This window comes from Pseudomonas sp. C9-3 (assembly GCF_032392015.1).
GTDB lineage: Bacteria > Pseudomonadota > Gammaproteobacteria > Pseudomonadales > Pseudomonadaceae > Pseudomonas > Pseudomonas nitroreducens.
Genome location: NZ_CP135919.1, coordinates 1,527,536 through 1,548,142, shown reverse-complemented (window position 1 = coordinate 1,548,142; position 20,607 = coordinate 1,527,536). Strand labels below are relative to the sequence as shown.

Annotated in this window: 25 protein-coding genes; 6 read left to right on the top strand and 19 right to left on the bottom strand. The window is 63.3% G+C overall.

Translation table 11 applies throughout. From position 1 onward, the window contains the following. Positions 1-66 precede the first annotated feature (66 nt). From RS899_RS06965 to RS899_RS06945, 5 genes are read left to right on the top strand one after another with little or no spacing between them, the layout of a single operon-like run. Positions 67-444, top strand: a complete 378-nt coding sequence (locus RS899_RS06965; protein ID WP_315809414.1) for a hypothetical protein — start codon at positions 67-69, stop codon at positions 442-444. Beyond that, positions 429-623, top strand: coding sequence for a hypothetical protein (locus RS899_RS06960; RefSeq protein WP_315809413.1), 195 nt, complete (start codon positions 429-431; stop codon positions 621-623). The genes RS899_RS06965 and RS899_RS06960 overlap by 16 nt, the downstream gene beginning before the upstream one ends. A 3-nt stretch (positions 624-626) precedes the next feature. Next, complete coding sequence (locus tag RS899_RS06955; RefSeq protein ID WP_315809412.1) at positions 627-1,073, top strand: hypothetical protein; 447 nt, start codon at positions 627-629, stop codon at positions 1,071-1,073. Continuing rightward, positions 1,070-1,234, top strand: coding sequence for a hypothetical protein (locus RS899_RS06950; protein WP_315809466.1), 165 nt, complete (start codon positions 1,070-1,072; stop codon positions 1,232-1,234). The genes RS899_RS06955 and RS899_RS06950 overlap by 4 nt, the downstream gene beginning before the upstream one ends. Beyond that, positions 1,231-1,488, top strand: a complete 258-nt coding sequence (locus RS899_RS06945) for a hypothetical protein (protein WP_409978048.1) — start codon at positions 1,231-1,233, stop codon at positions 1,486-1,488. Before RS899_RS06950 ends, RS899_RS06945 begins: the two co-directional genes overlap by 4 nt. Before the next feature lie 90 nt (positions 1,489-1,578). Here RS899_RS06945 and RS899_RS06940 read toward each other — a convergent pair whose 3' ends face one another. Genes RS899_RS06940 through RS899_RS06930 form a run of 3 tightly spaced genes read right to left on the bottom strand, consistent with a single transcriptional unit; the run spans position 1,579 to position 4,645 of the window. Continuing rightward, on the bottom strand, positions 1,579-2,043 hold the full coding sequence (locus tag RS899_RS06940) for a lysis system i-spanin subunit Rz (RefSeq protein WP_315809465.1): 465 nt from the start codon (positions 2,041-2,043) through the stop codon (positions 1,579-1,581). A 35-nt stretch (positions 2,044-2,078) separates the two neighbouring features. Then, positions 2,079-2,621, bottom strand: a complete 543-nt coding sequence (locus tag RS899_RS06935; protein ID WP_315809464.1) for a hypothetical protein — start codon at positions 2,619-2,621, stop codon at positions 2,079-2,081. A 47-nt stretch (positions 2,622-2,668) separates the two neighbouring features. After that, positions 2,669-4,645, bottom strand: coding sequence for a hypothetical protein (locus RS899_RS06930; protein WP_315809463.1), 1,977 nt, complete (start codon positions 4,643-4,645; stop codon positions 2,669-2,671). A gap of 25 nt (positions 4,646-4,670) precedes the next feature. Here RS899_RS06930 and RS899_RS06925 point away from each other — a divergent pair, with 25 nt between their 5' ends. After that, on the top strand, positions 4,671-4,802 hold the full coding sequence (locus tag RS899_RS06925; RefSeq protein ID WP_315809462.1) for a hypothetical protein: 132 nt from the start codon (positions 4,671-4,673) through the stop codon (positions 4,800-4,802). Here RS899_RS06925 and RS899_RS06920 read toward each other — a convergent pair. From RS899_RS06920 to RS899_RS06845, 16 genes are all read right to left on the bottom strand, one after another. Then, positions 4,783-7,395 carry a lytic transglycosylase domain-containing protein gene (locus RS899_RS06920; RefSeq protein ID WP_315809461.1) on the bottom strand — a complete coding sequence of 871 codons (2,613 nt, stop codon included), beginning with the start codon at positions 7,393-7,395 and terminating at the stop codon, positions 4,783-4,785. The genes RS899_RS06925 and RS899_RS06920 overlap by 20 nt on opposite strands. Before the next feature lie 62 nt (positions 7,396-7,457). Further along, positions 7,458-7,862, bottom strand: coding sequence for a hypothetical protein (locus RS899_RS06915; protein WP_315809460.1), 405 nt, complete (start codon positions 7,860-7,862; stop codon positions 7,458-7,460). Between the two features lie 74 nt (positions 7,863-7,936). Further along, on the bottom strand, positions 7,937-9,442 hold the full coding sequence (locus RS899_RS06910; RefSeq protein ID WP_315809459.1) for a hypothetical protein: 1,506 nt from the start codon (positions 9,440-9,442) through the stop codon (positions 7,937-7,939). A gap of 9 nt (positions 9,443-9,451) precedes the next feature. Beyond that, positions 9,452-10,174, bottom strand: a complete 723-nt coding sequence (locus tag RS899_RS06905) for a hypothetical protein (protein WP_315809458.1) — start codon at positions 10,172-10,174, stop codon at positions 9,452-9,454. A 2-nt stretch (positions 10,175-10,176) separates the two neighbouring features. Further along, a complete protein-coding gene (locus RS899_RS06900) occupies positions 10,177-10,617 on the bottom strand; it encodes a GNAT family N-acetyltransferase (protein WP_315809457.1) in 441 nt (146 codons plus the stop codon). Further along, complete coding sequence (locus RS899_RS06895; protein WP_315809456.1) at positions 10,614-11,171, bottom strand: DUF6445 family protein; 558 nt, start codon at positions 11,169-11,171, stop codon at positions 10,614-10,616. The genes RS899_RS06900 and RS899_RS06895 overlap by 4 nt, the downstream gene beginning before the upstream one ends. Before the next feature lie 2 nt (positions 11,172-11,173). Next, complete coding sequence (locus tag RS899_RS06890; protein ID WP_315809455.1) at positions 11,174-11,503, bottom strand: hypothetical protein; 330 nt, start codon at positions 11,501-11,503, stop codon at positions 11,174-11,176. Between the two features lie 8 nt (positions 11,504-11,511). Next, positions 11,512-12,087 (bottom strand): hypothetical protein, encoded by a 576-nt coding sequence (locus tag RS899_RS06885; protein WP_315809454.1) that lies wholly within the window; start codon positions 12,085-12,087, stop codon positions 11,512-11,514. 2 nt (positions 12,088-12,089) lie between these two features. Then, the gene (locus tag RS899_RS06880; protein ID WP_315809453.1) at positions 12,090-13,517 is read right to left on the bottom strand and encodes a hypothetical protein; all 1,428 of its coding nucleotides are present in this window, start codon (positions 13,515-13,517) and stop codon (positions 12,090-12,092) included. Then, positions 13,514-14,224, bottom strand: a complete 711-nt coding sequence (locus RS899_RS06875; RefSeq protein ID WP_315809452.1) for a hypothetical protein — start codon at positions 14,222-14,224, stop codon at positions 13,514-13,516. Before RS899_RS06875 ends, RS899_RS06880 begins: the two co-directional genes overlap by 4 nt. A 45-nt stretch (positions 14,225-14,269) precedes the next feature. Then, on the bottom strand, positions 14,270-14,602 hold the full coding sequence (locus tag RS899_RS06870; RefSeq protein ID WP_315809451.1) for a hypothetical protein: 333 nt from the start codon (positions 14,600-14,602) through the stop codon (positions 14,270-14,272). Positions 14,603-14,656: 54 nt separating this feature from the next. Next, the gene (locus RS899_RS06865) at positions 14,657-15,880 is read right to left on the bottom strand and encodes a P22 phage major capsid protein family protein (RefSeq protein ID WP_315809450.1); all 1,224 of its coding nucleotides are present in this window, start codon (positions 15,878-15,880) and stop codon (positions 14,657-14,659) included. Between the two features lie 12 nt (positions 15,881-15,892). After that, positions 15,893-16,636: a hypothetical protein gene (locus tag RS899_RS06860; protein ID WP_315809449.1), complete on the bottom strand. Its 744-nt coding sequence runs from the start codon at positions 16,634-16,636 to the stop codon at positions 15,893-15,895. 60 nt (positions 16,637-16,696) lie between these two features. Next, complete coding sequence (locus RS899_RS06855) at positions 16,697-18,817, bottom strand: portal protein (protein ID WP_315809448.1); 2,121 nt, start codon at positions 18,815-18,817, stop codon at positions 16,697-16,699. Beyond that, positions 18,814-20,157, bottom strand: coding sequence for a PBSX family phage terminase large subunit (locus tag RS899_RS06850; RefSeq protein ID WP_315809447.1), 1,344 nt, complete (start codon positions 20,155-20,157; stop codon positions 18,814-18,816). Before RS899_RS06850 ends, RS899_RS06855 begins: the two co-directional genes overlap by 4 nt. Then, on the bottom strand, positions 20,138-20,605 hold the full coding sequence (locus tag RS899_RS06845; RefSeq protein ID WP_315809446.1) for a DUF2280 domain-containing protein: 468 nt from the start codon (positions 20,603-20,605) through the stop codon (positions 20,138-20,140). The genes RS899_RS06850 and RS899_RS06845 overlap by 20 nt, the downstream gene beginning before the upstream one ends. Between the last annotated feature and the right edge of the window lie 2 nt (positions 20,606-20,607).

Genomic DNA, 20,607 nt, shown 5'->3' with positions numbered 1-20,607 from the left:
GCACTACTGGTAAGCGCATCGGCGAGTGCCCCTGCTTCCGTTGCCATCCGCCGAAGGAGACATCCAATGTCCCAGCTTCCTGACGACGTGCGCGCAGCCCTGTTGCGCAACGCCAAGACCTGGCTGCTCACCCGCTACTTCGGCGGCGGGCGGAAGCTCGAAGCCTGGGACGATCACTATGCAGGCCTCACAGGCATCCAGTCCTACTCACTGCCCGGCGATCGAGCGAAGAACCTGCGCTGCCTTGCCAAGCTCGCCGCAGACGGGCACCTGGTGGAGCGCCCGCGCTACCGAAAAGGCATCGGCACCCGGACGTTCACCCTTCCCCAGCCTCTGCTCGACGAACTCGGCCAGCAGGCACAGCGCGAATGGGAGGCCATCGGCTATGTCGTCGGCCAGATGATGGACCCCATCCCGGAGCCAGAACCATGCCCATCCAGTTGACCGTCATCCACCGCACCGACCAGGGCGGCAACCCCATCGCCTACATCAAAGGCTTCCCCCACTTCGGCGCCACGTTCAACCCCGAGCAGATGCACGAATACGCCCGCCAACTCCATCAGGCCGCCATAGCCGCCCAGCAGGGCGAGCGTGGTGAACGCCAATACCCCGCTAAGGACTGAGCCATGACCGAACAACAAGCCTGCACCCTCTGCGGTGCGGATGGGCACACTGCTGCCAACTGCATCTGGAATGGAAGCGAAAAGGGCCTGGCCCTGGTGCAGCGCATCGACAAGAACCTGGCCGAGCGCGAGCAGTTCGAGTCCTGGGTGCGCCGGGAGTGGCCCGGTGCTCCACTCCACCACGTGCGAGACGCGCTGCCAAAGGACGATCCGCGTTACGGCGAATACTGCAACGAGATGATCCAGCGCGCATGGGTCGGATGGCAAGCCAGCCGCGCGACTCTGGTGGTGGACCTGCCGCCGACAATCACCGTGGAGGAAGCCGCCGAGCACTTCAACATCGACGAAGAAGGCATCGACATGGCTGTCGGTATCGCGCACATGGTCAACGGCGCCATTGCCGTCTGCGCGGCCTTCATCAAGCAAGCCGGAATCGAGGTGAAGCCATGAGCAAACAGCGAGCAAAAGGCTACGCCCAGGCTAAGCGTCAACATGAGGCAGGGATGCCGCTTGCGATTCTCTACACCGGGTTCCGGGCAATGCCGATCTCGGAGTTCAAGGTCGGCGCCCTGGAGTATGTGAGCGAGCAATTGGCGGGAGGCGGGAGATGAGCGACGCACCAATCGAGCCGCACGAACACCTCTACGGCGTGAAGGTCGTTCAGATCGAAGACCTGAGGGTCGCGCGCGGCCTTACCCGGCGCCCACTTTCGTCCTGTCGCCACCGGAAGATGGTGTACGACGACAAGGAGCGCCGCATCTGGTGTAGCGACTGCGAAACGGAGGTCGAGCCATTCGACGCCTTCATGTACCTGGTCGAGGTATTCGACGGTGGATCGGTGGCACATACAAATAATCTTAAATAAGATCATTGACTTACCAAAGAGCAAAGGCTTGCTGTAGCAAATTCGTAGCAGCGCCGATCAGATTCGCCCCATCAGCCCGTTCTGGGCACCCTACTCCCCCAAGATTCGCTTCACATACGCCTGGCACGCCGTCAGTTGCCTGATGGCGTCGTCACCCCGGTTGGCGATGGCGACAATTCGTTCAGCAGATCGCGGGTCAAGGTCGGCTCGGCCTTCTGCATCACCCACGCTTCCGGTGCCGGCGGTACCTGGCACTTGGGCGGCGGCACTGCAACCACTGACCTTGACTGACAGCCGGCGCTGAGCAGTGAGCAGATCAGCACGAAGCTGAGCGTTCTGATGCTGGGCATCGGTGTACTCCTGATATCGGGTAGCGGAATCCTGCTGGATCGCCTTGGCGAGCGCCTGGCGCTGTTCGTTGGCTTCCTGCTGGGCCTTGGCTGCGGCGAGGTTGATCGCGCTCAGGTCAGCCTGGAAAGCAGCTTGCTGCTGCTCGATCTGCTGGCCAAGCCGCCATCCGTTCGATATCCAGCCGCAGGTGAAAGCGGCGAGCAATGCTAGCGCCAGCGCTACAGCCTTCCACCCGCCAGTCACTGGACCGCCTCCAGCGCCGCAGCGTAGTTGGTGGCCCATTTCTTCCGCAGGGCAGCCCGCCGGGCGGCGTCACCACGGCTATAGGCACCGGGCCGCCAGGTGCGCAGGTACAGCTCCCAGGCGCCAGCCTCGTCGCCCAGGTCGGGGAGCGGGAATGGATCGGTGTAGAGAAGCAGGCGCGCCAGGCAGGCGGCGAGGATATCGTCGTGTTCGATGGCTTCCCAGGCTCCCCGCTCGGTCGCCTTCACGTTGCGCTTGGCGCAGATGGCGGCGGCAAGGGTGGCGGTCTTCTGGTGCGTCAGCACCCCGTGCACTCCGCCGCCGCGCTCCATCTGCCAGAAGCTGGTTGCAGGTCCTTCCGGTACCAGGGTTTTCACGCCGTTGATGGTGCGTGTTATCGCCTGCCGGCGCGCTTCGAGCTTGGATTCCTGCAGGCCGATAGTCAGCAGCATGGCGATGGCCTGAGGGCTTTCCATTTTCGCGGGCAGCAGTAAAAGCGCCGGCTCGATGATCGAGCGGCGGACAGTTCGAGTATCCATTGCGAATGGTCCAGATTAATGTAAAGGCAATTAGTGCGCAGCGTTACTCAAGAAATCGCTACCCACGTACCGGGAGTTCCCGAAGCAGTACATCTGAAATGAGAAATCGACGTGCCGGATGTATTCCGAACAATATCCCCAACTTGCCATATTCCGGTGGTTGGGGCTGCTGCCCCGCTTGATTGACGAATGGCCCCGGCATAGCCGACGGGATCAATCCCACGACTACGCTTCGTGGGGTCAACGTAGTACTCACTTCCGACCAAGTTATCTACATAAACGACTGACTCGAAAACCACATCGGCCGCAACATTTTCCACTCCAAGTCGAGCTTTATTTACAGCCGTGCCGGTTCTATCCTGACGGTACGAGCATCCGGAACCGAATATTGTCCCGGATGCATTTTCAGTTAGGAAGAATCCGCTGTACGTCGCATTAGAAAACTGAGATGCGTTGTAGACGACAGTATTTGAAATACTCGTTTGTGTTGCATCTACATAGAGCCCGTGACCGCCAGCCCCGGAAATTGTAATTCCATCGATATTATAAAAGCCTCCGCCAGCCACACGAATTCCATGATCGGGACTCAACATTGGGTTAATCCGGTTCCACATGACACCCCCGCCAAGTTGGCAAATTCTCCTATCAAGTGATATTCCGTGCCCTGTGGCATCCATGCTGACGAAGCCGCGGAGCCCTCTTCTAATCGGAATATTAATGTGAGTGCCCGATGCGTAGCCACGAAAAATCTCGACCGAATCGTCTACCAGACCACCAAATATGATTACGTTTTGCAGATTCGATGCTGGCTCAATGAACACCACCGCAGCGCTTGCATCACCCAGCAGCCCTATCGAATGAAACCGACAGTCATAAATTTCGACATCACGGATATCAACGCCACCAACAAAGGAATACGAGAAAGCCCTCTGCAAGTTAGAGAAGATACAATTATGAAATTTAATATTGCGAGCAGCTTTGTTCTTTATTTCAACGGCTTTATTCGCTCGCAAGAAACCACACGACGCAAACACAGCATCGCAATCCACAGAACCCATCTCGAAATTTACAATCGATTGAACTACATCTGCGCCACGTGCAGAACTGGCACCTTCAAACAATACATTTTCGCAATAGAACCCATACCCTGTGACTGTTAAAGCGTCTTTTGAGCCTTCGGAGAACTTTAGCCTAAACGATTCCAAGGAAGAGCTTGAATTATAACCGACAAGTGATATCCCCTTCGCATCCAGGGTCAGGCCGCCCAAGACATAAGCATATCCACGCCGTGGCAATTCAACTTCCGCGCCACTGGGTAATCCAGAGAAAATATCTTGCAGCAGGCTATTATTATAAGCAGCGCTTGAAACAGCCCCATCATTCTTTATCTTCCCCCTCAGATGAACTATTTGAGGCCCGGACACGACGGAGGCAGATGCCGCACTGTAGGCTGACGCTTGATAATCTAGACGTATCCAGCGACCTGACAGAACTCCAGATGGCTGAACAATTCCGAATGTAGGGTTATGCGGTTTCGCGCTCGTTGCATCCCATCTCCAAATGTCCCCATCCTCCCCTTGCGCAACCTCACCAAAAAGAGTGACCTGTTGGCCGCTGTATATTCCGACATACTCACCTAGAGCAACTACATCATCAAAGGAGCGCGGAGCCGTCGGTACAAGTGTTGCTCCTTTTTGCGGGTCATCAGTATCAGCAAGTTCGGCAATAAAGCTATCAACCTTTCCGAGCACCTCGCTTGCCGCATCAAGAATCACCTGATCCCAGATCACCACCCCCGCTGAGTTCTGCAGCACCTGCCGATAAGGCCCAGTGCCATAGATAGCCGCCTCCCCGCGCGCGTTGAGGATGATGGGATTGGTGTTGGGGATCGTCTCGGCGGCATCCTGGAACGTGTCTTTGGGGTTGTTGGTGCCGACGAAGTAGTGGTAAACGCGCCCATTGGCCAACGGCTGGCCGTTGTTGTTCATGAAGTGCTGTTTGCCGTTGGGCAGCAACTGGGTCATGGGGTCACCTGTTGAGGGGCAATAGATGGACTGGGGCGAGATTTTTCACGATGCGCTTTACACCGTGTTCGATTTCACCGAGCCGAATGCGTGGTTTATTTGGGGGTGGATGGTGGTGGCGGCCGCTGTGAAGGCCTTCAGCGAGCCTTTGCCGTAGAGCGGCGCTTGCTGTCGGGCTTGGCACTTTCCGCCGTCGGCGCGAGCAGGCGAATGAGCTGGTTCGCCGGCTGCTGTTCGGCGGCCTGGCCGAGCATTGGCGAAAGGGCATTGCGCGCGGCGGATTGCTCGAGGATGCCGCTCGCAGCGTGACGGAGGCTGTCCAGCACCGGCAGGCGCATCGCACCGCCGCCGATGTGGCGCAGCAGGTTCGCCGCCGCCGCCGCCGTGTTGGAGTTGTTCACCGCCGAGCCGGCGGGCTGGGTGCCGATGTTGGCGGCCACGCGGCCCAGGGCGTTGAGCTGTGCGACTTCTTCGGGGTTGAAGAAGGCCGACAGCTTGTTCGTGCCCAGGCCGCGCAGGGCCTTGTTGAACGCCTCGGGACGGAACATCGAGTCACCGGCCGAGTTGGTGCCCAGCCCCTTGTTCTGCAGGTAGGCGACGATTTGCCCGCGAGCGGTATGCATGGCCTGCGGATCGCGGGCCAGGTACTGGGCGAGGGCCTGTGCGTCCGGGGTGTCGCTCTGGATCAAGAATTTCTGTACGAACCGATCAGGCGACGCTTCGTTGAGCGCGGCACCCAGGGCCGGAACGTCCTCGATCTGCTGAAAGCGCTGCCGCGCCAGGCCGCGCGCCTGGTCGAATGCCGCCTTGCTCTCGGCGCCCGCCTCGGTAGCGATGGGAGTGCGGTTGAGCGCGTCACGCACCACACCAACAGCCCGCGCTTCCGCTGATTTGCCGGCGTTGGCGAGGTTGCGCTGCGCTTCGCTCCACACGCTGTCCAGCTGGACGGCGTTGTTCACGTTGAGCGGGATGATGCCCTCCGACACGTCATTCAACTGGTGGCGCACCTGGGCGGGCAGCCAGCGGCCGAGCATGCCTTCGTCCAGCGCGTTGTTGGCCGCCTGGCTGAAGTGTGGTCTGTCTAGGCCGACTGGGCGCCCATCCGTTCCGCGCGCGGCCTGGTAGGCGCGGTCGACGGCCTGCCGGTCCGGCGTGTCGAGCAGGCGCAGGCGTGCCATGAGGGTGTTGCCGGCGACATCCGCCTCTGCTGCTTCGCCGCCACGCAGGTCGCCGAGCACGCGCATGAGCTGGTTGTTCTGCTGGGAGAAGCGTTGTGCCAGGGTCTCGCCGGCGGACTCCACACCACGCAGGTTGCGCTCGCGGGTGTACTGGGTTGGGTCGCGGGTGATCTGGCCGAGGGTGGGTTGCACGCCGACGGTTTCGAAGTCCAGACGGCGAGCGACGGCGGCCGGGTCCACCCGCTGACCGGCGCGCAGCGCCTGCTCTACTTCACCACGCACGGTGCTGAGTACAGAGCTTGGCACCGCTCCGGCGCCGCCCTCCTCGATCTGGGAGGCGGCGCGGGTCAGGATCTGGTCTGCAGCCGGCCGCACGCTAGACGCCGGGGTGATCAAGCCGCGCAGCGAATTGAATGCGCGGGTGCCGGCGTTGATCAGCGGCGGCGCCACAGCACCCAGCGGGGCGCCCAGCAGCGCGCCGAGGGTGGCGTCGGCCTTGGCATCCCCGCCGCCACCGGACAGCAGGGCGCCGCCGGCTGCACCTTGCTCGGCGCCGTAGGCCGCGCGGGAGAGCATGCCGCCCTGCCCCGTGAGGAAGCGGCCGGCGCCCTGGGCAGCGTTGGCCAGCAATTGCGCGCCGCCCCCGCGCAGGGCGTTGACCAGGGCATTGCCGCCACTGGCCAGGCCAGCTTCGGCACCGGCGATGGGGATCATGACGCCGCCAATGTTGCCGACGAGGCGGGCGACCTTGAGCGCACCACTGTCGCCGGCGCGCTGGGCGTAGTCCTCACGGGACTGGCGGTTGAGCTCTACCTGCTGCTCGTAGGTGGGCATGGGCACGCCCAGTTTGTTCAGCGCCCCGGTTAGGCCGACTTTCTCGGCGCCGCCGGCGAGCCATTCGGACGGAGCATCGAGCACGTCGCTGATGCCGCGCCCCAGAGCATTCGCCACGCGCAGGCCGGCTCCGCCGATTTGCGAGGCCAGGCCAGGAGTTTCAGGAGTTAGGGCCGGCGCAGTGGGCGCGGCCTCCGGTGCAGCCGTGGGCGTAGGCTGTTCAGCCAGCATCGATCCGAAGCGCTGCTGGAAGGCGCTTGCAGCCGATGCGGACTGCGGGTTCCCGTCGTCGCCGATGACCGCGCCAAAGCGATTGCGGAATGCGCTGTCGCCGGCGGGCTTCTCGGCGGCAGGTGCCGCCGGGGCCGCGTTTTGATATCTGCCCATGATCTTGCTGACGTAGTTCTTGGTTTCCGGGTAGTTCGGCACGCCGCCGGCACGATCCACCGCGCCGGGGCCGGCGTTGTACGCTGCCAGGGCCAGGCCGACGTCGTTGTACTTGTCGAGCTGCTGCGCCAGGTAGCGGGCACCGCCGAAGATGTTCTGGCGCGGATCGTTGATGTCGGTAACGCCCATCTCGCGGGCAGTTGCCGGCATTAACTGCATGAGCCCGCGCGCGCCCTTCTGGCTGACTGCACCGACATTCCCGGCGCTTTCCTGAGTCATCACCAGGCGCAGCAATGAGGGGTCGACGTTGTGCGTGCGGCCAGCCTCTTCGAGCAGGTCGTCGTAGTTCATGAGGTTTCCCGTAGGCATGAAAAAGCCCGCACTAGGCGGGCTTCTCGGATGGTGTGAATCGGCTACTTGTTACAGGAGTCGAAGCACTGCTCAGGCGAACGTGAGGTGTTCGCCTTGCAGGCTGTGATGCACGCGTTGATGTCTACTGGCGGGCTACTGGTAGTCACCACGTTGGAGAAAGCCGCAGTGCATTGCACAGCGGCTGCACGGTTCTCCACCACAGCAATCGAATCAGCGGCTCGCTGCTGCGCGGCGATCATGAAAAGCCCTGCATTGGGTCCAGGGGGGATATAGACCGGCGCAGTGTTGATCCTCGCTATCTCGGACCGAAGCATCGAGCATTCTTTCTGCTTTTCTTCTGCAGTCACCGGCAGCGGGCGGTTCTCGATCTGCTGCCGGTAGGTCGGTCCTGTTTCGCAGCCTGGCAGCACTGTTGCTACCAAAATGGTGAGAAGAATGCGCTTCATGCGGTAGGGCTTCCTGGGTGAGCTCGATCATTGATTCTATGGCCCACCCCATGCGCCCAATTCCGCATCGCATGTCAGAAAGCCCCTAGGCTCGCCATCTGGTCATAGCTCTTCTCGACTGCCTTGCGTTTGGCCTCGGGCAACGACTTCCAGTACTGCGCCGCTTCAGCGTCGCCGAGGCTGGCCATGTACATAGCGTCGGGGTTGTAGGCCTTGTTCCAGCGGGTTTCAAACTGGCTGTACTTGGTGAGGTCGCCGCCGTTGCCATCGGCGAACTGCTGCGCGGCCTGTTGCTTGGCGAGCTTGCCGGCGGACTGGGCGCGCACGTACTGGATGGCTTCCTTCAATGCGGCCGGGTTCATCGCGTCCGCGCTCGGCTGGCCGCCACGGAACATGGCGCGGCCGGCGTCGGAGCCTGAATAGCCGGCAGACTTGGCGGCCTCGTTGGCGGCGTTCTCCAGGTACTTGTGGAGCTCCTGCCAGTTCTTGTTCTGGTCGGCGTCCACCGGAAGGCCGAAAGCTTCAAGGCCTGCGTTCACAGTCATGACCGGCGACATGCCAGGGCCGGAGGTGCCCAGGCGATCCAGCGCCCCCATGGCGTTGTCATAGCCGGCAATGGTGTTGCGCAGGCCGTCTGCATCGGCCATCAAGCCGTTGAAGCGCTCTGCGCCGCCCTTTGCTGCCACTTCGGCGCTCGCCATCTGGCCTGGGCGCGCGGAGGCCTGGAAGCCGCCCGGCATACCCCCCATGGGTGCGCCCGAGTTGCCCGGGTAACGACCATTGCCGCCACCGCCAGCGAATCCGCCCGGCGCCTGGCCACCCTGTCCCAGGAGTTGCCCTTTCGGCACGAGGTAGTCCGTACCATCCGGGCCGGTAACGCGCACCATTTCGGCGGCGGCCTCCGGGCCGAGGGTGTTCTGCAGGCTGCCGGCGACGGTGGGCGCGCCGGTGATGGGATCGACGTTCAGCACCTGCTGGCCGCTGCCGGTGTTGATCACTTGGGTCTGCGGCATGATCGCCTTGAGCTGCGCCTCGTTCTGCAGGGACTGAACGTAGTTCTGCCGCAGCCACTGCTGCAGCTCGGGGCCGCCTTCCGGCGCGGATTGCAATGCGCCCATGAGCTGGTCAGGCGTCACCAGTCCCTGATGAAGGCCGCCGGCGGCGTACTTGATCACGTCCTGCCGGGTGGCGTTGGGGTTGTTGAGCATTGCCCCGAAGCCTGATTTCAGCCAGTCGTTCTGCTTCTTCGCCAGGTCGAACTGCTTTGTGTCGATGTCGTACTGCTTCGACGTGTTCTCCAACTGGGAGTTACGCATCTGCTGCACGCTGGCATTGAACTGCGGAGCGTTGTAGGCGCCGCGCGGGTCGGCAGCGAGGTTCGATAGGGCCTTGCCCCAATCAACCTGGCCATCCTGGCCGGTGGCGCCGCGGATGGCTTCGGACTGGGCGACGTTGGCGTTGTACTGCTGATTCATCGCGCGCTGCTGCATGCCGGCCTGGCCCAATTGCGCGTAGCCCAGCAGGCTTTCCAGGGGATTGTTCTGTGTTCCCCTTAGGATGATGTCGGTGTTGACTGGCATGGCGCCTCCTTAACCGTACTTCTTGTTCAGCGCGTAGAGGCCTAGCCCGGTGTTGGCCAGCCCCGACAGTGCATTGGCTTGACCCATGCGGCCAGCTGCCTGGGCATTGCCGGCGTCGACCATGTAGCCACCTGCCGAATTGGCGGCATTGATGCCGGCGGTGCCGGTCTGCGCGGCGGAGGCTTGGCCGGTCTGGAGCAGTTGCATGAGGTTATTCACGTTGTTGCCGGCGGTCTGGTAGTTGGTGTTGTAGGTGCTGAGGGCGTTGTTGTACTGATCGTTGAATGTTTGTTGGGCCAAACCCGTGGAGAACTGCTGCGCCCCCTTGAGTTGCGCCCCGGAAAGGCCGAGGCCGCGGGATGTCATGCTGTTTTGCCCTGCCTTCAGCCCTTGCTGTAACGCGAACTGATAGCCAGGGGAGCTCTCCAGGTTAGACGCGTTGAAACTGAATTTTTGCTGCAGCGGCGACGCGGAGTTCACCGCCAGCTCAGCCAATTTCCCGTCCTTGAACGTGGGGTTGTAGCCCATGGCCTTGAGCAGGGCGTTCTGGCTACCGGTGCCCAGGGAGACGAAGGGCGATAGGTCGGTGCGCATCTGCGCGGCGGCATCCTGCTGTCCCTGAGCAGCACTTTCGGCGGCGTCGGCTTGCTTCTCCGCGCCCTTCTTGGCCTGGTTTGCGGCATAGGCCGAGGCGGCGACGGTTCCGGCGACGACTGCGGTTGTGGCGGCCATGGTTACAGCACCTTGGTGAATGAGGTTTCGGTTTTCGCGTAGCCCAGTCGCTGGTAGATCCGGTTCGCCGTCTCGGGCGACGAGGATTCCATGCTGACCATGGTCCAGTAGCGGATGCCCTGTTCGCGGGCCAGGCGCTCGATGTACTGCATCAGTTCGATTCCCTTTCGGCCCTGGCGGTATTCAGGCTCTATCCACCAGGCGAGTTCGGTACCGGTGAGCACGGCGGCATTGCCGAGCAAAGCGCCCTTGCAACCGGCGACGAAGCCGACGACGCCGGCCTCTTCCTCGAGCACGGCGAGCAGACCCTGCTCATGGGCGAGTTCGACCATGAGCCGCACGCTGTCGGCGCAGAAGGGTTCGTCGTAGATCGTTTCTCGCCAGAAGTGCCGGGCGAGCTCGACGATTTCCGGCACGTCGCAGCGCAGGCCACGGCGGATCATGTGAAGAAGCAGGTCAGGACTACCCTGCCCTCCGCGCCTTCGCCGAAGCCGCCCACGGGCTCGGCCCGGTGCAGGGTGTTGGCTTCGAAGACGGCGCCGCGGTTGGGGACCATATCGATCATCTGGACGATGGCCCAGGCGTCTGGGGTGTTCTGGTCGGCGCGAATGGCATCGAGGAATTCAGCACGCTCCGGCGCGAATGCCACGCCGGTTTCCAGGTGCCGCACCATCGAGGTGCCGCCCTGGCAGTGTTCGGGGCGGTTGAGGTAGAGCATGAAGCTGAAGACGCCCATGGAGTTGTCGCTGTGGACCTGGTGCGGGCAATGCACACCCGCCGGAGAGCGGCGAAGGAACATCGTGTAATCGGTAACGGGCGCGCCCTTGATCAGGGCCAGGCGTTGGAGCACTTCTTCGCGGATTGCGCGGGGGATGTCGCGGCAGATTTGCGGGTAGGTCACGCCGTCGATGTCGTTCACCTCGTCCTGGTACTTGGCGTCGAAGGCGTAGGCCTGCAGGTCGGCGAACTGGGTCAGGAAGTTGTCGATGATCAGCATGGTCACTCCGGGATGTACTCGACGCCCGAGATGTTCAGGCCCAGGCCGAGGCCGTCGGCATAGAGCTGGGTGCCGGGTTGCAGCTTATGGTTAACGGCGTCGAAAAGGGTCACGGTCCCGCCGGCTGGCACGGTGCGGGTGGCGATTTTGTTCGGGCCGCCGGCGGTGCCGGCGGCGGGCACCTTGTAGAGGTTGCAGACCACAGCGGCGGCGGTTGGGTTGTTCACAGTGGCGGCGTGGATGGCGGCGGCGGTGTTGGCTGGGGCGGCGTAGTAGGCGACGGCGCTGGCGGTCAGCAGCTGGCCGGCCACCATTTCCTTGTAGGCGATCATGGGCGCTCCTAGAGGGCATCAAGCTTGGCTTTGTCCGCTGCGGACATGAATCCCGCGGACGTGGGAGTAGCGAGGGCGTGCAGGTCCGGATCATGCTGTAGGCCATGGCAGCTAATGACTTCGTGAAACTGGTCGTAACGGCGCGCCACGGCGACCAGTTCCACGTCTTGCTCGCGCCGCCGCAGGGATGGAACCGGTGCAACCTCCTGCTGCTGGCGGTGATGCACGGGCACGGCCGGAACATCCAGCGCGGCGGGGCGCGCAATCGTTACTAGTGACACGTCTGCCGGGGCGGCCTGCTGCTGGTGAATCTGCACCTGGGCAGCGGCCAGGGCTTCGAGGAACAGCTGCCCGATGACGGCGGCGCCGTTTGTAGGCACTTCGGACGCTGACAGCGCGGCGTTCTCGGTAATGACGACTTCTGTTCGTTCTGTGATGACCTGCAGTTCCGTAGCGTCGACGCCTTGCTGGCCGCCTGTGCGGTTGAGCAGTTGCAGTAGGAAACGCCACCACACGTCGTTTACGCGCCCGCCGGCGCCAAGAATCGGCGTGGCGAAGTCGGGAATGTTCCCGCGAACATCCATCGTCAACCCCTCCCGCTCTCGGTGCGTATGAATGCGCCGTTGAGCGCGGTTTTCGTGTTGGCCATCCAGCTCAGTTCGAATACGCGGTCGCGGCCCAGACCCAGGCGGCGGAAGGTCGGCGTCTTGAGGAAGTCACCGCGCGTGCCGAATGACTGGCTGACGCTGGTCCCCCAGCTGCGGCCGGCGGTGTCGCTCCAGCGCAGGCGCAGCTCGCCGTCATCAAAGCTATCCGCCCTACCCTCGCCCACCTGAATGGCGGCGGTGAATTCGTGGTAGTGGATGCGGTTGTCATCCTCCAGCAGGTGCGGGAAGGAACGCACGCGGCGGATGGGGCCGCCGTCGTCCTGGTAGACGTCGGTGCGCATCTCGTAGAGCCGGCCATCTTCCCAGTCGCCCACCAGCGTCATGCCCTGGAAGAAGGCGTGACAGTTGGCGCGGTGGCGGTGCTCTTTGCCCTGGGCATCGAGCCAAGTGCGCTCGTGCCATTGGCCGGTGGCCAGGTCGAAGCACCAGGTGGCATCGGCGGTCGGGAAGGTCACCTGGTAGAAGAAGTGTCCATCCTGCTGATAGGTGAATGCCGTCGCGTCGTCCACGCGTGGGTAGGCGGAAATCGCCTGCTCGATGGCATGGGTGGAGATGCGCCCGGCCTCGTAGTTCTCGGTACGGAAGAACACGCAGTGCCCCTCTTTCGACCGACTGAGCCAGTACAGCGAGCCATCCATCTGCTGCACCGAGCCCACGGCGACGCAGCCGTGCTGGATGAAGGCGCCGGGCATGCGCGAAAAGGTGAAGTCTGCGCTGCCGTCGTTGAACCACACTTCCGTGGTCAGCTCACCGAGCAGGTACACCTGACGTTTCGCGGCGGCAACGGCCACGAGGTTGTCGCTGAAGCCGCTCTTGGCCGCGAAGTCCAGGGCGTCGAAATCGACCTGCTGAAACAGGCTGATGTAGAACTGGTTGGTACCGGGGCGGTTGAGCAACAGGTAGTCGTCGCTCAAGTCGATGCGGCTGGAGCCGTAGAATGCAGAGTTGCTGACGACGCCGAACGCGTCGGTGCTCATGTCGATGGTGTAGCCGGCGGCGGTACCGTCCACTGCCACCACGGTCAGGCCATTGTCTACGGGGTATACCGGGGTGGTGTTCGCTCCTACGGTGCCCAGTAGAGTGAATGCCCAGGGTGTGCCGGGGATGATGCGGTAAAAGGCATTGCCGGCCACGCCGTAGAACCGGCCATTGTTCGCCGCATACAGGCAGCGCCACCCCTTGTTGTTCGGTGCTACGGCGACGCGCCGCAGGCCGGGCGTTGGATAGTGGGTGACCGGGAACGGCGAGTCCTCAGGGTTCTGCTCGGGGAACAGGTTGGCGCAGCGCTGAGCGTTGGCGATCACGCTGCGGGCTTGGTAGGCGCCGAGGGTCAGGGGCACTTTCATCGGGATTGGTCCGCGTAGACGTTGTACGCGCCGGGCCGGATCAACTCGCCGGGCACTTGCAGCCGGGGTATCTGCGCGTTGGCCTTCTTCACGATGTTGAGCGATGCGCGAGCCAGGCCGGCCAGTTCGGCGCTCACCGAGAGCCCATACAGCGGGCACAGGCGACCGGCGAGGTTGTACATGATCGCTTCCTGATACTCGTCGGGCATTTCGAATTCGTCGTAGGGCGTTGCGAAGCGCTGCAACGGTTCCATCACGGTCAGGTGCAGCTGGAACTGGCTGCCCGGTACCGGCCAGGGGTAGACGTTACCCAGCGGGTAGGCGCTGTCGTAGAACAGGCAGTAGGGGAACGACTTCAGGCTCTTCTGGCTGATGCGGTTGTAGTCCTCGCGGGCGCGCAGGATGTCCAGGTCGTAGTCCACCGGATCGGGGCCGGGCACCAGCTGCCGCACGAAGGCGCTTTCGATCTTGTTCGGGCGCGCGGTGTCGATGTCGCCGCCGGCGCCGATGGTGTAGGCCTGGCGGCCATCGCAAGTGATCGAGACGGTGCGCAGGCGGTATACGTTGTAGCGGTTGCGCTGCCACTGGGCGAGCATCATCTTCAGCAGGGTGAAGCCATCTTCCAGGTCTTCGGCGCTGGCGGTCTGGCCGATGCCGAGGGCGGTGGTCTGCTTCATTGCCAGGATGATCAGGTCTTGGGGGGTCATGGGCAGCGCTCGGAAAGAAAAGGCCCCGCCGGAGCGGGGCAAGGGTCACGCCGGCTTGTGCGCGGCGATGGCGGCAGCGATGCGGGAAGCGCCCCAGCGGGCGTCGTACTTCACGCCGAGGGCTTTGGCCTGGGCGATCAGGTCGTCACGGGTTGGCTCACCGGTTGCAGCCGGAGGTGTAGGTGGCGGAGTGGGCTCGGGCTCAGCTGGCGGTGGAACAACAGCGCCAACGGCCGCGAGCGGAATGGCCGGGGCGACGGCTGGTGTTTGCGGCGGCGCATCGAACCACTCGCCATCGAGGGCCAGTTCTTCCTCGGCGCTCTCGACGATCACCGCTTCACCCGGGCGGTACTTCCACTTCGGGAACTCTTCGAACATGGGAACTCCTGAAACGACACAGGCCCCGCAGGGCCTGTTGTCGTGTGTGGCGGGTTAGAGGATGTCCGCGACGGTGGTACCCCACTCGCCGCGGATGTTCTGCCAGCCGTAGAGCACGTCGAAGCGGCTGATGAAGTTGTCGTTGGTGACGTCGTAGCCGGTCACGAAGCGCAGCGACACGCCGTCGTAGCTTTCGCGGTATGCCTCATGCACGCCCTTGGGCAGTTCCAGGTCAGCGAAGGCGGCAGTGATCGCCATGGGGTCCATCACGAAGTTCTTGCGGAAGGTGACGCCTGCACCGCCCACCAGGGTGATCAGCGCGCCGTTGGCCGGCGAAGCGGTCACGGTGCCGTAGGCCACGTTGCCGGGGATCAGCGGCGGATAGATGGGGATGGACGTGCCGCCGGCCGCGACGTTGGCGGTGACCACGAACTGGCGCAGCTCGCCGGTGGATTGCTTGGTCACCGGGTTCACACCCTGCACACCGGCAAACACGATCACGTCGCCCTTGTTGAGGGTGCCGGTGATGGCGGCCGTGGTGATTGCGGAGCCGGTCTGGTTGGCACCTGCCACGGCGCCCGCCGAGTAGGTGCCGTTGGTGTGCTTGATGACGGTCTGGTCCACACCCCAGTCGAGGCCCAGGGTGTCCACGCCCATCTCGCCGGTCTTGAACTGCTCGCTGACCTTCTTCGAGTCGTTGAACAGACCCTTCAGGCTGTCGACAGTGCGCGCCTGGGTACGCGGGTCGAGGATGGCCTTGCGGTTGCCCTTGGCGTTCACGCGCGGGGTGCTGGTGAGGTCCAGCTGCGCGCCGGCATCGAGCCAGGTATTCGACGTAGGAGTGGCGATAACGCCCGTACTGTCGACGGTGTTGCGGCCCTGGAAGGTCAGGTTGCTGAAACCCTCGGTCGCGCTCATCACGTTAACCGCGATAGCGCCGGCAAGGGTGTTCATCGCCGGGAGCAGGATGCGCTGGCTGTAGTCGTCCAGGGACAGGGCGCGCTCGGCGGAGCTGAACGCAACGTCTACGCCCTGCTGGGTGGCAACGGTGAGCGAGGTACTGCGCTCGGCGGTGTCCTGCGGCGCGGCGACTTTGCCGGTACGAACGGTGTAGTCGTTCGGCAGACGGATGCGCAGGGTGTCGCCGATTTTGGCGCCCTTCTGCGCGAAGCTATCGTCGTACTGGGTGTCGATGTTGCGCAGGAAGAGGTTGGTGTTCTTGAAGATCCGCAGTGCTTCGCGGGTGATCATCTGCGGCGTCAGCAGGGTGTTGGCCATGGTGTGGTTTCCTTAAAAGCGAGTCTTGGCGTTCTTTTCGCGCCAGGCCATCCAGTCCTTGGTGGACATCTTGCTGGGGTCGGTCTCGACCTTCGCAGAGCCACCCACGGGAGTGATGGGTGCGGGCGCACTGGATACAGGAGTGGTTTTCGGGGCGGCGGCCTTCTGCGCGAGGCGCTCCAGCTCACGGCCCTGGGCAACGGGCGACAGGGAGAGAATGCGGGCGGCGTTGTCGAGATCACCGGCAAGGGCATGGAGGATCACGTGTGGCTTCTCCATCGACGTCACGGCGTCGAGGAAGCCCGGATCAAGCTGCCCCAGGAGCGTCAGGTTCTGGATTCTCTCGTCGAAGTCCGAAAACTCGGCCTTGCCCTGGGCGTAGGCGTCATTGCAGCGAGCATCAAAGGCCTGTTGCTGGACGATCTGCTGGGCCAGCGCCTGCGGGTCGCGGGTGTCCTGCTGCTGTTGCGGCAGTTGCACCTGGTCGCCGTTCTGCTGTGCGTCGAGCAGTCGTCGATAGGTCTCGTTTTCGCGCCGCGCGGCGTCAAGTTCCGCCTGCGTTGCGTGGTTGCGTGCGGTCAGTTGGCCGAGGCGCTTCTGAACCCATTGCGGCGTTTTCTGCCGCTGGTCATCCTGCTGCTCGCCGGGCTGCTCCGCTTCCTGCACCGTGGCCTGCTCGGTGCTGTTGAGTTCGGCCTGTTGCGCCTGTTCGACTTCCTGTCCAGTGGGCTCTACTGCGCTGCTTTCGTCGCTCATGGATTACTCCAAGGGGGTGCATCCGGTAACCGCCGGAAGTCGGGCGTAAAAAAGCCCGCACTAGGCGGGCATCTGGGGTTGTAGCGGATTCATGTCCGGTGGCGCGGCCATCTGTGGCTGCATGTCCATCGGCGTCGGCTGCTGTGGTGGCGGCATTGGCTCGGGGTCGGCCTGGGCGGCCTGCACGGTGTCGCCGGTCAGGCCTTCCAACAGCACGGCGGCGGCCGGGTTGGCCGTCAGCGCGCCAATGAGCTTGTCGAGGCGCTCGGTCACAGCCTTGTAGCTGTTGATCTCGTTGGCCTGGGCCTTGGTTTCGTTCTCGCCCTGGGCGTCGGCCAGGGCCTGGAGCGCGTCGCTCAGTTGGCCCTGCATCTGCTGAATCTGCTGCTGGGCCTGCACAAGCTCAGGCGGCGGCGCCTCGCCGCGAAGCTCCGGCGGGATGGTGCGGGCGAAGCGCTCGGCCAGTTCCTCGGCCATCGGGAAGTTCGCGCTGCGGAAGTACAGGTCGCCGGCCACGGTCTTGAAGGTCGGGTCCTGAGCCATCATCTGCGACATGGCGTCAAAGGCCTCATCACGGCGGGTGGCGTAGCTCGGGCCGGTGTCAGCGATGACGTCGTACTGCCCCACCGCCGGGTTGAAGATGCGCTGCACCGTGTCGCCGGGGCCTGGCTGCTCCGTCATAGCCTGCTGACTTTGCGGGTCGATTTTCACCTGCTCGTCGGTACCGTCCTCGGCGAGGATGCGAATCACGCGGGGCGTGTCGTAAATCTTCGGGATCAGGTCGAGCAGGATTTTCCCGGTGTAGCGCACGGCTTTGGCGAGGTTGTCGGTGTAATGGTAGGTCGCCTGGTCGGCCTTGCGCTGCTGCTTACCCAGTGCAACGCCGGATTGATCGAGCGGGTTGGCGCCCTGGGCCGGGTCGTACTGGCCGCTGACCATCTTCATCTCTTCGCCGGCGATCTGCATGCCGCTGATGTAGGCCTGGGCCATCACCGGGGGCTGTTCGCGGGTCGGCGGTGCTATCGGATTCCCCTGCTCGTCCACGCCGTTGTAGGGCAGATAGGAGTAGTTCACCCGGTTGGCGTTCTCGTACTCGGTCTCGAAGCCCTCGATTGCCTCTACCGCGGCGACGTAGGGCTGTTTGCCCTGCAGCGCGACCTGCTCAACAGCCGAGCTGGTCCAGTAGTTGTACATGCGCTGCGGGTCTTTCAGGTTGCGCACGTGGCCCTTGCGCTCCAGCTTGCCCTCGATCAGCAGTTCCTCACCCACCACCTGCACGATAGGCAGCCAAGCGCCGGGCCAGTCGGCGCGGTCGATGATCTGGTCGCCGCCGATCTTGTACCACTTCCACACGGCCCGTTCGACGGAGCGGCGCTTGATGCTCTTGTCGGCCTTCACAACGTCGCGCATGTCGTCCGGCAATTCGCTGAGCTTCACCACCTGGGTGTAGGTGCCGCCGTCGGGCGCGGGCAGCGGCAGCGCGATCAGTTCGTCTTTCTCATACTCGCAGCGGTAATACTCGGCGACCTTCACCGAGTCCTTGCTGGCCCACGAGATGTCGTCATCGAGCACGCTCTCGCGAACATCGTCCTTGAACTTGGGGTACTGCCGCTTGAACTCATCGCGGGACATATCGTCCAGCACAAACCCCCACTTGGCGTCGCTCTTGTCCGCCTCCTTGGCGTCGCAGTCGATCAGCACGCAAAGCGGGTCGCGCACGCGGCGGATGAAGATTTCCTGGTCGAAGCTCTCGCCGTCCGCGTAATCGGTCATCACCCGCCAGTAGCCGACGCCGCCCTGCACCTGGTGATCGAGCGCGGTGTCGTAGGCGTCCTGGGCGTTGCTGATGTACTCGATGTGGCGCACAACGCCCTCATACACCTGGGCGGAATCATAGGAAGCGCTGCCGCCGGTGGCCTGCACCTTCACGCTCGGCTTGTTCTGCTTCGCATCGTTGGTGATCTGCAGCACGTGCTGGCGGGTCTTGTTGATCGTCAGGCACGGCCGGGCATCATCGGCGCGGGTCTTGCGCAAGTCATCCGGCCACTGGTAGCCGTTGTCGGAATCGGCATTGCAGAACTGCAGGTCCTGCACAAACAGCTTGCGGAAGTCGGATTCGAATTCCATCGCGCGCTTGAACCGCTCGTGCGCCTCGCGAACGATTTCTTCGTCTTTCATCATGCCATCCAGGATTGTGCGCCGGACCGAGGGCCTTTCGCCCGGGTCTTCGGTTGCGGTTTGGGCTTGTCCTCGTCGTCCTGCGTCTGCGCGATGGCGAGGTAGCGGAATGCGTCGGCGCCGTGGGACGCCCAGTCGTGCAGCGGCTCGCGCTTGAATTCCTTCTTCTCTTCGTCGTACTCGTAGCGATAGCTGCGCAGAGCGGCGAGGCCGGAACCGCCGTCTTCGGGTCTGTCACTCTCCCGGTCGCAGCGGGTGCGGTCGAACCAGCAGCGGTCGAGCACCTGGCGAGCGGCGTTGATACCCTCGTTGACCCTGATCTTCTTCACGATGCGCACTTTGAAGCCGGCATCGCGCATCTGCTGCGCCACGGTCAGGCGCGAGGCGAGCAATTCGTTCTCAGCGTCGTGGGGCAGCCAGCAGTTGCCGTACACGTAGCCGCGCGATTGCAGCAGCTGGATGAAGTGGTCCAGCGCCTTGCCTGATCGCTCGTAGTAATCGATCACCGCGAAGCCGAACGGCACCACCTGCACGAACCAGATGGCGGTCTTGTCGGCGCGCCCCAAGTCCCAGAACAGGTGGACCGGCTTGGTGCGGTCATACGGGACGTTGGTCACACGGTCCGAGGCGTCCAGGCGCTTGAGCTCTTCGCCATACACCGCGCCGCGCACAATGCCCCGATACTCCCCTTCCCAGATCCAGCCGTACTCGTCCGGCCGTTCAACCTGGTCGCGCAGGCGCTGGCGGTTGAGCTTCGCCGGGAACCAAGGATTGTCCCGCCAGTTCAGCGCCACGACCTTGATACGCGGGTCTTTCGACTGTCGGTAGCGCTTGTCCGTGGGGCTGTTGCGCGCCTCGGGGTTCCACGTCACCCAGAGTTCGGCGTTCCAGCCTTCGTCCTCGGCGCGTAGCGTGGGCTCCAGTTTCATGTAGGCGTCATCGGTGACGCTCTCTGCCTCGTCCACCCAGCAGATCAGGATGCGCGCGGTGGACTTGATACTGTCGAGGTTCGCGCTCAGGCCGCGGAAGATGAAGTCCACCCGCCCTGGCAGGCCCTTGGTACTGATGTAGTTCTCGCCCAGGTCAAACACGGGCGCGAGTTCGGGGTTATCGGTGATCGCTTCCTTGATCTCGGCGAACGATGATTCCTTGATGCTGTTCATGTGCTGGCGGCCGCAGAGCATCACACCCCGCACCCCGGCCTCGGCGAAGCGCCTGGCGTGTACAGCGATCATCTCCGCGAAGCTATGCGTCTTCGCCGAGCCACGACCACCATAGGCGCCGCGCACGTCAGCCTCGCCCAGGAACACGTCCACCAGCTTGTCAGGTAGACGAATCTCCATCGGCCTTCACACCTATCAATCGGATTTCGGAAATGGCCTTGATCGGGCCGCCATCCGCCCCGGAGTGCTCGTGCTGGTGCTTGTTCGTATACACCCCGCCGGACTCCTTCGCGGCCTGCTCCAGCAACTGGGCGGCCAAGCTCAGGTTGCGCATGCTTTCAGCGCGCTCGGCCATGCGGCCCAAAGCGCGCAGGCGGAACGCGCGGTTGGCGATGGGAATGTCCGCCGTTTCCTCACGGAAGCGCGTGCGGGTGTCGTGGAAGAGCGTCACCCAGCGGGCTGCGAGATGCACTCCAGCGCGTTTGGTGGGGTCATGCTGCTCGACCTGCTGCCGGCTAACCTCGATGCCGAATACGTCCTTCACGGCCTGTGAGACCTGGCTCGGCGTGTCGAAACAGGCCAACGCCTGAACGATGAAGGCTTTCACCTCGATTTTCAGGGTGGCCATAG

What these genes read in the sequence shown, in the direction of transcription:
- RS899_RS06950 (WP_315809466.1), top strand. Translation starts at nt 1,070, where the DNA reads ATGAGCAAACAGCGAGCAAAAGGCTACGCCCAGGCTAAGCGTCAACAT.
- RS899_RS06870 (WP_315809451.1), bottom strand. Translation starts at nt 14,602, where the DNA reads ATGTTCGAAGAGTTCCCGAAGTGGAAGTACCGCCCGGGTGAAGCGGTG.
- RS899_RS06900 (WP_315809457.1), bottom strand. Translation starts at nt 10,617, where the DNA reads ATGATCCGCCGTGGCCTGCGCTGCGACGTGCCGGAAATCGTCGAGCTC.
- RS899_RS06880 (WP_315809453.1), bottom strand. Translation starts at nt 13,517, where the DNA reads ATGAAAGTGCCCCTGACCCTCGGCGCCTACCAAGCCCGCAGCGTGATC.
- RS899_RS06875 (WP_315809452.1), bottom strand. Translation starts at nt 14,224, where the DNA reads ATGACCCCCCAAGACCTGATCATCCTGGCAATGAAGCAGACCACCGCC.
- RS899_RS06965 (WP_315809414.1), top strand. Translation starts at nt 67, where the DNA reads ATGTCCCAGCTTCCTGACGACGTGCGCGCAGCCCTGTTGCGCAACGCC.
- RS899_RS06860 (WP_315809449.1), bottom strand. Translation starts at nt 16,636, where the DNA reads ATGAGCGACGAAAGCAGCGCAGTAGAGCCCACTGGACAGGAAGTCGAA.
- RS899_RS06930 (WP_315809463.1), bottom strand. Translation starts at nt 4,645, where the DNA reads ATGACCCAGTTGCTGCCCAACGGCAAACAGCACTTCATGAACAACAAC.
- RS899_RS06845 (WP_315809446.1), bottom strand. Translation starts at nt 20,605, where the DNA reads ATGGCCACCCTGAAAATCGAGGTGAAAGCCTTCATCGTTCAGGCGTTG.
- RS899_RS06905 (WP_315809458.1), bottom strand. Translation starts at nt 10,174, where the DNA reads ATGGCCGCCACAACCGCAGTCGTCGCCGGAACCGTCGCCGCCTCGGCC.
- RS899_RS06955 (WP_315809412.1), top strand. Translation starts at nt 627, where the DNA reads ATGACCGAACAACAAGCCTGCACCCTCTGCGGTGCGGATGGGCACACT.
- RS899_RS06890 (WP_315809455.1), bottom strand. Translation starts at nt 11,503, where the DNA reads ATGATCGCCTACAAGGAAATGGTGGCCGGCCAGCTGCTGACCGCCAGC.
- RS899_RS06915 (WP_315809460.1), bottom strand. Translation starts at nt 7,862, where the DNA reads ATGAAGCGCATTCTTCTCACCATTTTGGTAGCAACAGTGCTGCCAGGC.
- RS899_RS06925 (WP_315809462.1), top strand. Translation starts at nt 4,671, where the DNA reads ATGGACTGGGGCGAGATTTTTCACGATGCGCTTTACACCGTGTTCGAT.
- RS899_RS06855 (WP_315809448.1), bottom strand. Translation starts at nt 18,817, where the DNA reads ATGATGAAAGACGAAGAAATCGTTCGCGAGGCGCACGAGCGGTTCAAG.
- RS899_RS06885 (WP_315809454.1), bottom strand. Translation starts at nt 12,087, where the DNA reads ATGGATGTTCGCGGGAACATTCCCGACTTCGCCACGCCGATTCTTGGC.
- RS899_RS06910 (WP_315809459.1), bottom strand. Translation starts at nt 9,442, where the DNA reads ATGCCAGTCAACACCGACATCATCCTAAGGGGAACACAGAACAATCCC.
- RS899_RS06850 (WP_315809447.1), bottom strand. Translation starts at nt 20,157, where the DNA reads ATGGAGATTCGTCTACCTGACAAGCTGGTGGACGTGTTCCTGGGCGAG.
- RS899_RS06920 (WP_315809461.1), bottom strand. Translation starts at nt 7,395, where the DNA reads ATGAACTACGACGACCTGCTCGAAGAGGCTGGCCGCACGCACAACGTC.
- RS899_RS06945 (WP_409978048.1), top strand. Translation starts at nt 1,231, where the DNA reads ATGAGCGACGCACCAATCGAGCCGCACGAACACCTCTACGGCGTGAAG.
- RS899_RS06865 (WP_315809450.1), bottom strand. Translation starts at nt 15,880, where the DNA reads ATGGCCAACACCCTGCTGACGCCGCAGATGATCACCCGCGAAGCACTG.
- RS899_RS06895 (WP_315809456.1), bottom strand. Translation starts at nt 11,171, where the DNA reads ATGCTGATCATCGACAACTTCCTGACCCAGTTCGCCGACCTGCAGGCC.
- RS899_RS06960 (WP_315809413.1), top strand. Translation starts at nt 429, where the DNA reads ATGCCCATCCAGTTGACCGTCATCCACCGCACCGACCAGGGCGGCAAC.
- RS899_RS06935 (WP_315809464.1), bottom strand. Translation starts at nt 2,621, where the DNA reads ATGGATACTCGAACTGTCCGCCGCTCGATCATCGAGCCGGCGCTTTTA.